This window comes from Acinetobacter sp. SwsAc2, assembly GCF_013391465.1.
Classification (GTDB): domain Bacteria; phylum Pseudomonadota; class Gammaproteobacteria; order Pseudomonadales; family Moraxellaceae; genus Acinetobacter; species Acinetobacter johnsonii.
The window spans coordinates 99,318-113,599 of record NZ_JACBEZ010000006.1 but is presented as its reverse complement, the minus strand read 5'-3'; the positions used below and the strand labels follow the sequence as shown (position 1 = coordinate 113,599).

The 14,282-nt window shown below is 40.5% G+C and carries 12 protein-coding genes; 3 read left to right on the top strand and 9 right to left on the bottom strand.

Going from position 1 to position 14,282, the window contains the following annotated elements; genetic code table 11:
- Positions 1–117: 117 nt before the first annotated feature.
- The 5 genes from HYI04_RS04575 to HYI04_RS04555 all read right to left on the bottom strand — a co-directional run bounded on the left by HYI04_RS04575 (position 118) and on the right by HYI04_RS04555 (position 8,445).
- A complete protein-coding gene (locus HYI04_RS04575) occupies positions 118–345 on the bottom strand; it encodes a hypothetical protein (RefSeq protein ID WP_178895909.1) in 228 nt (75 codons plus the stop codon).
- 2 nt (positions 346–347) lie between these two features.
- Complete coding sequence (locus tag HYI04_RS04570) at positions 348–2,702, bottom strand: hypothetical protein (protein WP_159153418.1); 2,355 nt, start codon at positions 2,700–2,702, stop codon at positions 348–350.
- A complete protein-coding gene (locus HYI04_RS04565) occupies positions 2,699–3,262 on the bottom strand; it encodes a hypothetical protein (protein WP_178895908.1) in 564 nt (187 codons plus the stop codon). Before HYI04_RS04565 ends, HYI04_RS04570 begins: the two co-directional genes overlap by 4 nt.
- Complete coding sequence (locus HYI04_RS04560) at positions 3,262–6,594, bottom strand: type VI secretion system Vgr family protein (protein WP_159153420.1); 3,333 nt, start codon at positions 6,592–6,594, stop codon at positions 3,262–3,264. The genes HYI04_RS04565 and HYI04_RS04560 overlap by 1 nt, the downstream gene beginning before the upstream one ends.
- A 150-nt stretch (positions 6,595–6,744) precedes the next feature.
- Positions 6,745–8,445 carry an NAD-dependent malic enzyme gene (locus HYI04_RS04555; RefSeq protein ID WP_087013913.1) on the bottom strand — a complete coding sequence of 567 codons (1,701 nt, stop codon included), beginning with the start codon at positions 8,443–8,445 and terminating at the stop codon, positions 6,745–6,747.
- Between the two features lie 250 nt (positions 8,446–8,695).
- Here HYI04_RS04555 and HYI04_RS04550 point away from each other — a divergent pair, with 250 nt between their 5' ends.
- Positions 8,696–9,295 carry a hypothetical protein gene (locus tag HYI04_RS04550; protein ID WP_159153421.1) on the top strand — a complete coding sequence of 200 codons (600 nt, stop codon included), beginning with the start codon at positions 8,696–8,698 and terminating at the stop codon, positions 9,293–9,295.
- Positions 9,296–9,303: 8 nt separating this feature from the next.
- On the opposite strand, the gene HYI04_RS04545 is transcribed toward HYI04_RS04550, so the two are convergent.
- The gene (locus HYI04_RS04545; RefSeq protein ID WP_004684392.1) at positions 9,304–9,588 is read right to left on the bottom strand and encodes a DUF2798 domain-containing protein; all 285 of its coding nucleotides are present in this window, start codon (positions 9,586–9,588) and stop codon (positions 9,304–9,306) included.
- A gap of 177 nt (positions 9,589–9,765) precedes the next feature.
- Between HYI04_RS04545 and argS the strand changes: the two genes are divergently transcribed.
- Together argS and HYI04_RS04535 are read left to right on the top strand one after the other, a co-directional pair.
- Positions 9,766–11,571 (top strand): arginine--tRNA ligase, encoded by a 1,806-nt coding sequence (gene argS, locus HYI04_RS04540; RefSeq protein WP_159153423.1) that lies wholly within the window; start codon positions 9,766–9,768, stop codon positions 11,569–11,571.
- Between the two features lie 278 nt (positions 11,572–11,849).
- On the top strand, positions 11,850–12,452 hold the full coding sequence (locus tag HYI04_RS04535; protein ID WP_004684390.1) for an SPOR domain-containing protein: 603 nt from the start codon (positions 11,850–11,852) through the stop codon (positions 12,450–12,452).
- A 29-nt stretch (positions 12,453–12,481) separates the two neighbouring features.
- Here HYI04_RS04535 and HYI04_RS04530 read toward each other — a convergent pair whose 3' ends face one another.
- From HYI04_RS04530 to HYI04_RS04520, 3 genes are all read right to left on the bottom strand, one after another.
- Complete coding sequence (locus HYI04_RS04530; protein WP_159153472.1) at positions 12,482–13,084, bottom strand: alpha/beta fold hydrolase; 603 nt, start codon at positions 13,082–13,084, stop codon at positions 12,482–12,484.
- Between the two features lie 14 nt (positions 13,085–13,098).
- Positions 13,099–13,740: a glutathione S-transferase family protein gene (locus HYI04_RS04525; protein ID WP_087013903.1), complete on the bottom strand. Its 642-nt coding sequence runs from the start codon at positions 13,738–13,740 to the stop codon at positions 13,099–13,101.
- A gap of 128 nt (positions 13,741–13,868) precedes the next feature.
- Positions 13,869–14,267, bottom strand: a complete 399-nt coding sequence (locus tag HYI04_RS04520; RefSeq protein ID WP_160362248.1) for an OsmC family protein — start codon at positions 14,265–14,267, stop codon at positions 13,869–13,871.
- Positions 14,268–14,282: the final 15 nt, after the last annotated feature.

Below are 14,282 nucleotides of genomic sequence, written 5' to 3'. Positions count from 1 at the left end.
TTCTTGACTCAAGCATTAATGCAGTACGATCTTCAAAGTTAAGATGATGGTATGACAATTTTATATACTCCATAAACCCTTTAAATTAATTAGGTGGTTTATGTCGCACTTCAAGTTTTACTCTGCCCATCCTTCTTTAGAGTTTAATAATACATAAATTTTATTATCTAAGGCTTTCTTTACATCTTTACTACTGTGCAAAATCTTCCCAGGTGATAAATCTGATTGTGGCGTCTCTATTTTCTGTTGTTCAATCGATTTAGCATGAGCAGTCTCACCTAAATATTTAGTTTCGCAAGCATTTAAGCTTAATAAGCACATAATAATCAATGTTTTATAAATCACTTTTACCTACCTGTGTGTGACCAATGAGGTGCATCTTTACTACCATACCAAATTACACTATGTTTTTTCCCTAATTGCGTTAATGTAGACCAACTGGTAATTTTTGTGCTTTCACCATCAATAGTCACAACTTTTCCAATATAATTAGATATTTTCATATCTACTGCCATTTTTCTATTATGGTTTGAGGATCCTGGTTTACCCACTGGGTTATCCCCTATACCATATTTTTGATGCATTGCTTTAGCAGCTTTTACTGCTTCAGCTTTCTTTCCGTTATGTGTCCAATCAATACTTACTCCTGGGAAAGGAGGTACTTTATCTACAGCTATTTTCCCTCTTGCTATTGCTGTAGAATAGTACATTAAATAACTTCTTTTATCAGGGCGCCAAGTTGTGTTAATTACAACATTAATACCGGCATTTTTCATACCATTAATAAATTTTGTTGCGTTCGTTTTAAAAGGTTCAGCCAAGTCATTTAGACTACTACTTTGTAGAAATAAACCACACCAATCAGCACCACTAACTCTTAGTTGTGAGAAATCTGGTTTAGTAACATGAATAGATATAGGTTGCATATCTTTTTGCAATACAATCTGAGTCAACAAGTTATTATTTTCAAAAATTTTAATTGTTTGCCCAGATTGTCCCTTATGATTTTTTGCCCCTATACCACTAACGCCACTTATATGAGATTTTTTATTTCCTTTATACTCAAGTACATATTCACAATCACTAGCCAATTGATGAGATACTTTGTCATAAGTTAAGACTTTAAATTCTATATCACTATTATCTGTAACAATTGTTTTAGGATGTCCTTCAGTGCTGGTTTTTACTTTTTCATCTCTCTTAGGAGTAGAATCCTGAGATTCAACAGGCTTTTGAATTGGTTGTTTACGTTTTGATTCGGAAGGAATAGCAATCGGTTGTTGCGTTTCATAAACTTTGCTACCCACCTTGATATTTTTTGATGCTTGTTCTATTGCAGAAGAATCAACATCTATAATACGAAGTGCTTTATTTTTATCAACTTTGATTGTAAGTAAGTTCCGTTCATCTCTCAATTTATAATTAAGTTCAAATCCTGGCATCGCACTAACCGTTATTTTTCCACTACTATTGGTTTTTTTTGGCTTTGAGATATTTCTATATTTTTGAATTAAATTTAAATTTGTTATAGGTTTTTTAGTACTTCCATGCCTAAAAAGTATATCAAAAGTATGTAAGTTAAGTTTTACAGTTTTTAATCCCATACCATCTTGTACTGTAAAACGATTAATCTCTTGCTTTGTGTCTCGTCCACTAATTAAAACTACAATTTCCTCACCACTTAATCCTATTAAGCCATTTTCAATACCATCAGCACCTGCACGGTGTTTCTTTTCAATATTTTTATATTTTAAAAAGTAAGAAAAATTGGGAATCGTCTTATTTTCACTATCTATAACCTTAATACTGAAATTAATATTTTTTTGCTGAACATCATTTTCATCTACTTTCGACGTTTGCTCAATGCTCGCGTTTTCATCCTCTTTCGCAGGCTCTTTCTTCTGTGAAGACCTCGGTTGTTGGATATGAATATCCGTTTGAGATTTTATTCCACTACTACCATTTTCAACCACTAACACTGATGAATGATTTTTTCCATCTGCAATTAGCATTATTTCTTTTTTATTCTTATCAAGAAGTTGAACACCATCAACAGTAAATCTTGCCCCCCAACCATCTTTTACTAAAAATGATCTGATTTTACCCTGATTATTGGTTATTAAGTTAGTAAGTGATGGAACCTCTTTCGTTTTTTTGTACCCAATGCTTACTTTAGATTTAACAAGGACATTAGCACTTCTATCCACAAATTGAACATAGAAACGAGATGTACCTTTATATTTGTACCATTGCATATCATCATTTTCTGTTCCTTTTATTTTCACTTCTTCAGTTAAAGAGCTTTTAGCAAAATCTGGGATTAAAGAAGTATATTTACTAGGGTTTTTGCTATGTAAAGCGGCTTGAGCTTTAGGACTAAAATATAAAACAACTCCGTTTGTTATATCCTCTTCTAATCCTTGATAAATTGGAGATATCGCATCAATAATATCTTGTGTATGATCCGATATATTTCCTAAACGCATTTCTGTCACAGCTTTTTTAAAAGGTCCATTTTTATCAGTAATTGCATCAAAATTCTTTTTTAAAATATCACTAACATCTCTCGCATTGACCCACTCTGCAAAACCTATTCTATTCTTTATACAATGGGCAACAGCTTTCCAGGTATTTACACTACATCCTCCTGCTTCACCCGCTACAGTTCCAACATATTTAATAAACTCTTCTGAATAGCTCATTTTTCATAATTTCCACATGGGTTTTTTATTTTCTTTTTAAATAAAATTTCACCAAAATCATTTGCAATCAAATTTAGATTACCAAATTTATCAAAATACGACATCTCATTAAAATCACTATAATAATTAAATTTTGATGGAAGAATATCAAATTTTTTTTCATTTAAATTTATTAAAGTTTTTCTAGTATTAGAAAATATTTTTTTTGCATATATTTTCTTTTCATTACTATCACTCTCTATAATGCATTTTGATTTAAAATCAACCTTAATCAACTTCTCAGTATAATCTTTTGCATGCTTACCAATAAAATAATTCCCTACACAAGGCGAACCACATGAACTCACCACATGGAAAACATCTTTACCAATTTCTTCAATACTTGGTGATTTTATATTACGTAAGAAAATATTTTTTTCACTACCATTTATCAATACTAAATCACAACTTGTTTCAAATTCATCAGTACATTGCGAAATAACATTAAAATCATCTTCTGCATAAATTTTTAGTGATAAAAAAACAAAAATTAAACAAGCAATATTTTTTTTATTAAGCATTATTCAACCTCCCTTGCATTATTACGTATATGTTCATGCTCCTCTCCACAACCACATCCTGTAACTTCATCCTCATCCAAAGACTCTGTCTCTTGTTCAGGGGGTAAGTCTTTAATTTCTGTCAAATATGCGCCTGGTACTAATGAGAGTTCTACATTATCAACAGAGTCACTATAAACACGTGCACTGCTTTGCTGCTCAAACTCATATTCAGCTTCAATTTTTTTAGAATGATTTATTAATTTATATTTCATATTTTTCAATATATTCGGATCAAAAATTTGGCTCAGATCAAACCTCATACTATACATTCCACTTTCAGGCATTTTAGGTAATTCAGCATTTACTGTAGCCCCACCCACAAAACTATGCTGACCCGCCTTACTTTCAAACTTTCCACCTGTTGTCGTAAAAATCCCATCCCCATTAATTTTGAGCTGTGAACCACCAGCAGTCAGTACAATTTCCTTCGGACTGGTTATTTCTATTTTATCTTCTGTTGAAATTAACTTAATCACCTTACGCGCAATCGCCTCTATCGCATCATCTTGTGCCTGTAATTCAACTTTTCCTTTTGCAGCAAATGCCTTTAGCCCTTTTTGTGCAGCAAATAAGCTCACTTTATCCTGTGCATGCGCAATAATATTCTTCTGAGCACTTAAGTTGATGGACCCCTGTGCACTTTCAGCGATGTCTTGAGAAGCCTGTAAAACAATATCTTCAGGCGTCGTTAAGGCAATACCATTGGGGGAAGCCAACAACATTAAAGCCTGACGAAAAATCTTCGCTTGAGCTTGATTCTGAGTATCCTGCGTTTGCTCTGCCTCTTGAGCATATGTCTCCATAAAACCTTGCATGGAGCCCAATGCCTGCATGGGATTAACATTCAGTTTGCTGCCTTTATTAAAGCTTCCGCAAGCACTGGTCAGGTCAAAGTCTTTCATATCAACATTGGCAATCACTTTGCCTACATCTTTTAAAGCAGCGAATGGATCCGCATTCAATTTTTCTTTAACGCCTTGCAACTGACTTTTCAAAGCATCTGAACCATGTTCTTCGAGGTTATCGATAAAGGCTTTTAAATTGCCTATTGAAGCCTCTGTATCCTGAAAATAATCTTTAAACTCATTGATCAAATTGTCCGTATCTTGACCAAATTTTTGAATATCCTCAAGAAAACCACCGCACGTTTTTAATGCCGAAATCGGATCCTGACTAACTGCCGTTTTAAATAAACCAACGGTTGCTTGGAGTGCTTGATTGGCCCCTTTTAACTCTACAGACTGAATCAATTTAGGCAGACGATTAACCACATTCAGTGCATCAGTCTGTTGTTTAACAGCCAAAGTACTCAACATATGCATACTGTCATGACCTTGCTGTAAGATGGACTGGGCTTCGGATGCAGCCAAATGATCTGCGACCGCTTGATCCTGTGCATAGGTACTAATCAAGAGACCCTTGCCTGCACGCATGGCTCCCCATTGATCCGTTCTTAACTCAAAACCCTCACCACGCCCATCACTGTTTTCAGTTGCTTTCGGATGACTGAGGTTACCTAGATTAAGCTGACTCGCTCCATGACTGCTATGTAGCTGCACACTAATTTGTCCTGTCGTATCATCAAAACGCAGTTGGTTAAAGCCTGGCCCTGCAACCTCTTGTGAACGGATCCCGCTGAGTTTCTTCGTCGCAGGCAATGTCCCTTTCACATCAAACATGGTTTGGTGGCGCTCGGCCTCATGAATACGCCCTACGACAAAGGGTCGATCGACATCCCCCTCAAAGAAGTCAATGACCACAATTTCTCCGACACGCGGATGAAAACGTGCGCCATATCCCTCACCCGCCCATGGAGTCAATACATCGACCCATGCCGAGTCCGTGTCATTGTCATTTGCACCTGCACCACCATCATGAGCATGGTCATCACTACGTGTAAACATGAAGCGAACTTTAATCCGTCCCCATGCATCCACATAAATTTCTTCCCCTTCAGGCCCGACGACTTTGGCCCGTAAAGGATGGGCTGCTGGACGGTGTATCCACGCTTGATATTCAGGAACAATTTTGACTTCACGGCGTACGACAAAGAGTTCATTGGCTTGTCGTTCCTCACTCAGACCTTGCCAGCGACTTCCTTTTAGTAATAAATTGATTTGCTGTAATAACTCTTTGGGTAAATTATTTTGGTTATAAAAAACTTTGCCTAAAATGAGAAATTCACGCTCTGCGGACACATGCTGTTCTATTTCAGGATGATCCACCATTTCAAACCAATAGCCCACTTGCGCATCTCGAACGCTACTTTTTGCTGTGAAATATTTGGCCTGAAGCTCATGATATTGGTTCAGTTGTTGGTTGAGACGATCTAGTTGACTGCTATTAGCAGACGTGGCCTGATCCTCACCTTGTAGATCAGCCGTCCATGCTGGACTGACACACCAGACTTGTTCCAGCCCCAAACTTTCATTGTCTTGTTGATCACTATGCTGATGTGCACTCAATACAGCCTGACTCTGATCTTGAGCTAAATGTTGCGCTTGCCAACGCTGCGTCTGTACCATGGTGGATTGTAAGTGACGTTCAGCAATAAAACTGGTGATGCTATCAAAAGGCTCAGTGGCATGGCTGCGGTGGAAACGAATCTTTCGGCGGCCCAGTGCTGTAAAAGCTTGATTATCATCCATCAAACGAAGTTGCTGTGCCTGAATCGGTTCCGACGAACTGAGCACCATCGGAGCTTGTTCATCGATCAACCAATTAATACCTTCACTCCGCCATAATCGAGTGAGAAACTCAGCGTCGGTTTCATTAGATTGCATGACAAAAGGTCGTACATCATAATCACGACTCAAACCGTCTAAGTTCAGGCTTAAGCTGGCTGCAAATAATGTACTGTGACTTTGCCATTCGCTAAACAGAATTTCAGTGATTTCACGAACACTTTTACTCATAAACACGCGACTGTTTCTGCGCTTATGCCACAGCGCAGTTGCATCTTCAACGGTAAGTTTATAAACAGTTAGCGCGCCATCGCTTTGCCCCTGACTGGCACTGGTAATCACCCCCGTCAGACGGGAAAGTTGCCCCACATCCGTGACCTGATCAACTGCGACACGGCCACCGATGAACTGTTTTAAAGGCAGATAAGCATTAGTCGATAGACATAAAATTTCAGCTTTTAAGCCTTGATTGATTCTGTGCTCACCCTCAATGCGCTGAATAAACACCTGTGTGTTCAAAGCCAGATTGGAAAAATGAATATGCAGAGCACGTTTTTGTGAGCCGAATCCAAAGGATTCCAGCATTTTATAAATAGAATTGAACATGATCATTGTTAAGTTATTGGTTTTTATACTTGTGCGCGGAGTGTACAAAATGTCTTTTTTTAATCTAGTAAAATAATGTTAATGAAGACGCAGCTCTCAAAAAACAAAAAGGAGCATTACGCTCCTTTTTGTTCAATCTCATTTTCAGCTTTAGAAGGCAACACGTTTATAGTGACGATACTCTGGCTTCCAGAAGTTTTTCTCAATCGCGTGTTGCAATTGCTCATCACTAATAATCGGGGCTACACCTGCATCCATTGCTGCTTTGGCCACTTTAAAGGCTATCAGCTTAGAGACTTTCTGAATTTCATCAATCTCAGGCAATAAATCTGCTGTAGGGTTGGTCAACATCGGGGAACAATCTGCCAAAGCATTGCTCGATGCAATTAACATCGAATCGGTCACACGGGTTGCATTAGCGGCAATCACGCCTAACCCAATGCCCGGGAAGATATATGAGTTATTGCACTGCGAAATATTATAAATTTTGCCTTGATAATTGACAGGGGCAAAAGGACTGCCTGTCGCAATCAAAGCTTTGCCATCCGTCCAGTGAATAATATCTGCTGGCACGGCTTCAACGCGCGACGTTGGATTAGACAGTGGCAGCACAATCGGACGATCACAGTTCGAAGCCAAAGTACGAATCACTTCTTCAGTGAATAAGCCCGGCTGACCCGATACGCCAATCAACACGGTAGGTTTGGCATTTTTCACGACATCGAGCAGTGAAATCACCTCTTCAGCATTGCCCCATTGCGCTATCACGTCTGGCTTTTGCGCCAATTTACGTTGGAAATCGAGTAGATTCGGCTGATTTTCAGTGATTAAACCAAAACGATCGACCATATACACGCGTGCACGCGCTTCGGCATCAGTTAAACCTTCAACTTTCATCTGCGCAACAATTTGCTCAGCAATCCCACAGCCTGCTGAACCCGCACCTAAGAAGGCAACGGTTTGATCTTTGAGCTGTTTACCTGCCGCACGTGATGCAGCAATCAAACTGCCCACAGAAACGGCTGCCGTACCTTGAATATCATCATTAAAACAACAGATTTCATCACGGTACTTATTCAATAACGGCATGGCATTATTTTGCGCGAAGTCTTCAAATTGAATCAACGCTTTCGGCCAACGACGCTTGATTGCAGCAATCACTTCATCAACAAAAGCATAGTACTCATCACCACTGATACGCGGTTGATTCCAGCCCATATAAATCGGGTCATTCAGTAACTGCTGATTATTGGTCCCGACATCGAGGGTAATTGGTAAAGTATAAGCTGGGCTAATACCCCCACACGCGGTATATAGCGACAATTTTCCAATCGGAATACCCATTCCGCCAATGCCTTGGTCGCCCAAGCCTAAAATACGCTCGCCATCGGTAATCACAATGACTTTGACATTTTTCTTGTTGATGTTATGCAAGATGTCATCAATATGCGCACGGTCTGGATAGGAAATAAATGTGCCACGATGGCGGCGATAAATATCCGAGAAACGCTGACAAGCCTCACCCACCGTTGGAGTATAGATGATCGGCATCATCTCACTTAAATGGTTTTCAATGAGGTGATAGAACAAGGTTTCGTTGGTGTCTTGAATGTTACGCAAGTAAATGTGCTTATTGATCGCATCATTAAAAGCACAATACTGTTGATAAGAACGCTGACTTTGCTCTTCAATGCTTTCTTCAACATGTGGAATTAAACCATGTAAGTTGAAGCGAGTGCGCTCTTCTTCCGTAAACGCCGATCCTTTATTTAACAGCGGCAACTCAAGTAAGGTATTGCCCGCATAAGGGATGTATAAGGGTTGTTTTGTCTTTAAATATTCTGTCGTCATTACCTATCTCGTTATACATAGATTTAGATGAACCTATGGGGAGAATCTATGCATCTAATTCGGCTACTAGCTTAGCGCCATTTACTCGTCTTTTGATATTTATAAGCGTGATGCAATTATCAAAGCGATTTAGTCTGAAAATAAAAATCAAGTTTGCGGCAATCTTTCAGCCAAATAGCGCATGGATAAAATTTGAACTTGAATAAAGCTCAAGCTAAGCTAGCGCTTTTATTTCTTCTTTATATGAAAAATGATCATCAAAAAACTGATGTTGTTAAGCCTTACATGTCTTTGCCTCACGCAAATGACAGCATGCCAATCCATTTCTACAACGCAAAATACGCTGAGTGATAAAATTACAGGGGTATTTAGTCATAAAGAAAAATTACCTGAAATCGATCCCAAAGGCATTGTCGATATCAGTAAAGCCACCATCGAGCAATATGAGCAACTCAGTGCAAATTTACCCTTGAACCAATGGGTCTATTTGGAGAATGAAAAACAAGGGATTTATCAGCTACAAAACAAATCGACCGAAGGCTTTGTGCTCTCACTGCGTCTGAATTGTAAAATCAGCAGTCATCCGCCTACGTTTGAGCTTCAAGATGCGCAAGGCAAACGTATCTTATACGGCTATGCTAAAGAAGCAGGACAGATTCAGTTTTTACTCGACAACAAAAACTACGGCAATCCCTTTGATCCATTTCAACGCCAAACCCTGAGTCGTTTTCAACAACAGCTTGCCAGTGCCCAAGTGATTAAGCTCTTTCACGCAGGCAAACTGTATCGTTTTCAAAACCAAAATGCGGAACTCCTGAGCAAACCTGTTTCATGCCGTGAAAATAGCTAAAATGGGGCTTATTTGGGTGGGTTCAAATGTGACATATCGACAAATACACCAGTCAAACGGCGCACAATCGGCAGTACAATGAGCACGACAGGATAAGCCACCACCCAAGACATCATCCATGCGGACAGCCAAACCTGTAGGAAATTGTCCACCCAGCCCAAATTGCGCCAAAGATTGATCATCGAGATAATGCCACTCATAAAAAATGAGATAAAAAACGGCAAAATAAACATGGCATATTTTGCTGGTAACTTGGGAATATTGCCAATGATCATCGGTCGCTGTTCAGACACGTTTTATCCTTAAAAGTATGCGTTTTGGTTTTCATCATACTGCGCTTTTCATGTTTATTGCAGCGCAATCGTTAGCAGTTAGTGAACATTTTTTACTCTATAAAAATGGATTCACCTAAAGACGCGGAAATTTGCTATATTTAGCGTTTTTCTGCGACATTAAATTTTCGACTGAATATGAACACGGCAATCCAAGCAGCTCTCGAGCACGCAGTACAAAACCTTCAAGCTGAAGGTATCCTTCCAGCAGACTGGAACAACAGCAGTACTTTGACGCGTACCAAAGACCGAAGCCACGGGGATTTCGCGTCCAATATCGCGATGATTGCCTCTAAAGCTGCGGGTATGAAGCCACGTGATTTAGCCGAAAAAATTCTTGCTGCACTGCCTGAAGTGGCGGACATCAGCAAAGCAGAAATCGCAGGTCCTGGCTTTATTAACTTCTTTTTAAATGCTGACCAACGTTTTGCTGTACTTGATCAAATTCAAGCGCAAGGCAAACAATTTGGTCGCACTCAAGCCAATGCTGCGAAGAAAATCCAAGTAGAATTCGTTTCTGCCAACCCAACGTCTAGCTTGCACGTTGGTCATGGTCGTGGCGCAGCCTATGGGATGACCGTTGCAACCTTGCTTGAGGCAACAGGTGCAACAGTAGACCGTGAATATTATGTGAATGATGCAGGTCGTCAAATGGACATCCTTGCAACATCTACCTATTTACGCTACCTCGAATTAACAGGCCAAGAACTGGTTTTCCCTAAAAATGCCTATCAAGGCGATTATGTTAAAGAAATCGCGCAAAGTATTATCGATGCTGATGGCGATGCTTACGTTCGCCCTGTAGCAGACGTGTATAAAGATGTTCCTGAAGATGTGCAATATGCAGAAAAACTCGATGCTGAAGGCAATAAAGTTGTCCTTTCAGGCGACAAAGAAAAGCACATCGATGGTTTAATCCATAATTCACAAAGCTTAATCGGTGAAGCTTACCGCGTATTCCACCAAGCAGCGCTGAATGCGATCTTAGATGACATCAAAGATGACTTGGGCGAGTTTGGTGTAACCTTTAACCAATGGTTCAGTGAAGCTTCATTGACAGACAAAATTGATGAAGCTTTAGAAACTTTAGAACAACGTGGTTTCTTATATGAAAAAGACGGCAACATTTGGTTCAAATCGACTGAGTTTGGCGATGAAAAAGACCGTGTTGTGAAGCGCCGTAATGGACAAACCACTTACTTTGCTTCTGACATTGCTTATCACCTGAACAAATTACAACGTGGCTATACCGATATCATTGATATCTGGGGCTCAGACCACCATGGCTATATTTCACGGGTCAAAGCCGCAATTGATGCCTTGGGTTATGACTCGAAAAAACTCACCGTTCTATTGGTTCAGTTCGTCAGCCTATGGCGTGGTGGTGAGATGGTACAAATGTCATCTCGTTCTGGTCAGTTCGTGACTTTACGCGACCTGCGTAAAGAAGTGGGCAACGACGCTGCGCGTTTCTACTACGTGATGCGTAAGTCTGAGCAACACATTGACTTTGACTTAGACCTTGCAGTTTCACAAAGCAAAGACAATGCGGTGTACTACATCCAGTATGCGCATGCACGTGTCAATCGTATGGTCGATGTGAAAGCACCTGAAAAAGGCATTAGTTTTGATCGTAGCAAAGCAGCCAATTACGATGCGACCTTATTAACTCTTGATGCTGAAACTGAAATTCTTGCCAAACTTGCGGCCTATCCTGAAATTGTGCTTCGTGCTGCAAATAGCTATGAACCACACCAAGTGGGTAACTATTTGAAAGAACTCGCAGCGTTATTCCATGGTTGGTATAACTTGGATAATACAAGAATTATCGACGAACAGAATATTGCCCTTTCGCAAGCCCGTTTATTACTTTCAATAAACGTACAACAAGTTTTGCGTAATGGTTTAGAGTTACTAGGTGTGTCTGCACCTGAGACGATGTAACCAGCAAAGCAAAGCTTCACACATGGCTGTAAGACCGAAAGCTATGCTTGAGGTACCGATGTAAAAAGCAACGCTTTGCACATCGTCGCAAGACACAGGGCTATGCCCGAAGTAACCATATCAACCCTGATGTATTGCTCGCTTTGCGAAACTTGAATTTTGTAAAGCGATTCTTTATTTTACGATGATGCCTCTTTGAATCCATTGAGGCCAAGTATTAAAATAAAGAAAAGAATGGGCCAGTCCCTCATATTGATTAAAAGAAAAGAGGTTTCCACGTGTTTGGAAAAACGCAGCGCGGTGTATCTGAAAGACCGAACAAACCCAAAAAGCCACTGATTCCAGCTTGGCTCGGTACACTTGTGGTCATTTTAATCGTGCTCTGTTTTGCTGTAGCACTGTTACTGTGGAAGCCTTGGGCACCAGTGAAGCCGAAAGGTCAAATCACTTCGGAACATTATCAAGAAGAAACCAATAAAGACTACCGTTTCTATGACCTACTGCCACAGCAGCAAGTGACGCCAATTCCTGATCAAGCCATTCCTGAAACCAAAGACAATCCAAGCACCGTCGTGATTGTTGAAGCACCTGCTGCCGAAGAAAGCACCCCTGCTGAACCAGGTTTAACCGAAGCAGCACCGACACCGCAAGCGCCAAGTTTTATATTGCAAGTGCGTAGCTACCCCGACCCTGACAGTGCCGATGCACGTCGTGCAGAAATTATCTTAAATGGTCTCTCTGCCGATGTCGTCAAAACCGTTGAAGGCGGCCAAACATGGTATCGCGTGATTTCAGGGCCATATGACTCGCAAGAAGCCGCGGTGATTGCACAGCAAACCCTACAACATAGCGGGATTGATTCGATTGTGGTCAAGCGCTAAAAAATAAAAGGATGCCGAGGCATCCTTTTTTATACTCTGAGTTTGACGAGAAAATTTTGAATCAATTGCGCAACATGCTCCGCATGCACATAAGCCAAATCATGTTGACCCTGTGACACGATGTGCAATTTAGCATGTGGTATTTGACGGTGTAAGGCCTGCCCCACCGCAACAGGACTAATCGGATCTACATCGCCCCAAATCAACAAAACTGGACACTGGATACGCTCCAGACTGCTCGTCAAATCAGACTGATGCTGAACAAACCAATCAGGAACCGTAAAGCTCTGTTGATAATCCTCTCTCCAATCCGCCACCTGAAAAGAACTTAAATCAATGCCACCTGAGGTTGCCACGAGTACCAAAGCCTGCACCTGCTCAGGCTTTTGTAAGGCAGCTTGTACTGCAAAAATGCCGCCCATCGATTGTGCAACGACCACAGAAGGCTGTTGGATTTGATTCAATACATCGTCTTGTAAGCCCTCAAAACTCTGTATATCCACATCATCAGGATAGCCACCAAAGCTCGGATAAGCGACGACCATGGTTGAATAGTCCTGAGGAAGACACTGTATGACAGGTTGCCAAAATGCCGTATTGCCCGATGCACCGGGTAAGAAAATCAAGTTCAAACCATCACCACCCATTAGAACCCACTGAGCTCTTTGGCTTTTTTAAATGCTGGGCGCTGCTGAATACGCTGTGCATAAGCCACCATTTGAGGGTTATGGGCTTTTACCCGCTCTTGCATCGCCACCACAGGAAAGCTCATTTGAATATCAGCAAAGGAAAAATCACCTGCAAAATAGTCATGTTGAGATAAATAATTTTCCAAATATGCACTGTGCTCTTTCAAGCGTGGATTAATAAAGCCACCTTTAACTCCATCACAAATTTTATTGGCAAGCGGTTTAATTAGAAATGGAACATGCTTCGGTACATTACTCATCACCAAGGTCATAACCAAATATGGCATCAACGAGCCTTCGGCATAATGCATCCAGTAGTTGTATTGCATTAAATCCTTTGGATTTTGCGGTTTAAACTTATGTTCTGTATCGTAGGTGGCTTGCAAGTATTCTAAAATCACCGCAGATTCTGCAATAACCAAATCACCATCGGTCAAAACGGGGGCTTTGCCTAAGGGATGAATGTTTTTTAACTCAGGTGGCGCAGCATAGGTCGGTAGGCGTTTATAAAACTTCACCTCATACTCCAACCCTAACTCTTCCAAAGCCCATAAAATGCGTAAAGAGCGTGAATGTTCCAAATGGTGCAGGGTGATCATTGTTTTACCTTTTTTAATTGAAATCTAGCACCCACTTTACTCTAAAATTTGGATTTTGCACCTCTCGATACACATGAATATCCAGTCGCACAAAATCCTTTACCGTCTATAAAAAACCGTCAAGCGAGTTAGACAATTGAGGTTTCAATCTCGACGGAACGTAATAAAGTTCTAGTGACTGGTGTTTTTTGACAGATGTCTAAGATTTTTTGGCGTGCTTCTTCTGTCAATGTTTGCTCAAACGACAAACGACGGCTGATCCATTCTCGGCCTTCTTTATTGGCATTAAAATCTGCTTCGACACTAAAAGTCCCCAATTCAATACCTTTGTGCTGCGCATACATACGTAGGGTAATCATGGTGCAGGAAATCAAACCTGTACAAATAAAGTCATAAGGTGCAGGGCCTTTGTCCTGACCGCCAAAAGACGCTGGTTTATCGGTAATGAATTGATGTCGCCCACTGCTTACTTTACCAGACCATGCTTCGACGCATGTTTTGACTTCCGCATTCGCAATGATTGCCATTTTTTTATTATCCTA